The following is a 1,840-nucleotide window of genomic DNA, read 5'->3' on the forward strand; positions in this document are numbered from 1 at the left end:
TGCTAACGCCACAACTCAATTAGTTGCCGCCGGGTGGCCCGCAGTTGCTATGTTCTTTGGGATGGTACTTGCTGTGGCCGCTTTAGCAGCTGTGGTAACACTGCTGGGACCAGGTTTAGCTGCTGGCGCAGTTGGCTTTGTCATTCTTGGAGCCGCAATGCTTCTTATTGGGGCGGCAGTATTTATTGCGGCTGCTGGGATTACGATGCTGGCAACGCAGCTGCCAACCATTGCTACTTATGGAGCTTCGGCCGCGCTGGGATTAGTTCTATTAGGGGCAGCAATGGCAGTGTTTGGTGCCTTATCCATTGTGGCGGCTCTAGGACTGGTGCTTTTGGGTGCCGGGTTGATTGTAGTTGGTGTTGGATTCACCATTGCGGCTGTGGGAGCAATCCTGTTTGGTGCTGCAATGTTAATAGTGGCTGTTGGAGTTGCTCTGGCCGCGGCTGGTATGATGGTTCTCACCATTGCATTACCATTGATTGCTGCGTTCTCTATGGTTGCAGCTGTGGGCATGCTACTGATGGGCGCCGCATTGGTTATTGTAGCCGCAGTGGCGATGATTGCCGGAGCAGGGATGATGATTCTTGCACTAGCTCTCGTTATTGCAGCACCGTTGATGATGATTGCGGCTGCCGGTGCCGTTGCACTGGGTGCAGCTGCTATTGTGCTCGGAGCGGGACTGATGGTCGCTGGTGCAGGTTTGATGGTTGTGGCAGCAGGGTTACGAGCAGTGATTTCAGCCGTGTCCGCAATGGTATCAGCGTTTGTCAACGGAATCTCTCGCCTAATAAGCGCAGTGACTTCGGGTATGTCAAATGTCGTTTCAGCGGTACGAAGTGGAATGCAGAATGCAGTTAATGCAGCTAAGAGCTTTGGAAGTGCCTTATTTAATGCCGGTGTAGATTTAATTCAAGGACTGGTAAATGGTATTAAATCTATGGTTGGTAGAGCTGTGGCGGCTGTACAGAATGTTGCCAAAGGTGTCGTTAGTGCCGCAAAAAATGCCATGGGTATCGGCTCTCCTTCCAAGATTTTTAAGCAGTATGGTCGTTGGGTTGTAGAGGGTCTTGCGATTGGTTTAGGATCTAATCAGGCCGAAACTGCTTCTCGAAGCATGGCTATGGGAGTTGTTGGAGCAGCTGACGTGCTGAACCACGTGCCAATGGTTAGTCCTGGGGATATGCTAGCGGACGGATTTAATCGTGCGTATGATGCAGTTACTGGTGTCGCGTCGGCTATGCGCGGTGTTGGTGGTCAGACGATTGGCGTCAATGGTCAATTGAACACGGATCCTAATGTTCCACAATCAAGTCCGTTTGCGACTGGAACAGGGGCAAGTTCAACTGTAACTATTACTAATCATACGAATAACTCGAACGAACAGAACAGTGGCGCGACTACCGTTACATTTGCTCAAGGAGCTATTCAACTCACTGGTGGTGGCAATGGGAAACTTAATATTGATGAAATCCTGTCAGCTATTGAAACACACTTAGTCAATCTTAACGAACGGAGGGGATAACCAGTGAAATTCAATTTAACGGACAGTAAGAACAAGACGTTTGCATTACCGGTTAACCCCGCCGAAATTAATGTTGAATCGACGACTGACGACAAGACTATCACGGTGGTCAAACTAGGTGAAATCAGTCTGATTGGTCCCGAAAAGGTCAAGACGATTGAGCTCACTAGTACGATTCCAGTCAAGACAACCGGAGTCCACTATCTTAGTACTTCGAAGCCATACAAGAATGGTCAGACCTACATCGATAAGATCAATAAGATGTATAAAGCTAAGAAACCTATCCGACTGGTAGGCACTACCACCAAAATTAGC

Annotated in this window: 2 protein-coding genes; both read left to right on the top strand. The window is 49.0% G+C overall.

The annotated features are described in order from the left end of the window. The coding region (locus tag ACYVN4_RS45270; RefSeq protein ID WP_460730532.1) for a phage tail protein at positions 1-1,525 on the top strand (1,525 nt) is incomplete at its 5' end. Between the two features lie 3 nt (positions 1,526-1,528). Further along, on the top strand, positions 1,529-1,840 hold a 312-nt coding region (locus tag ACYVN4_RS45275), incomplete at its 3' end, for a hypothetical protein (protein WP_460730534.1).

The sequence above is a fragment of the Nocardia heshunensis genome (assembly GCF_054782115.1).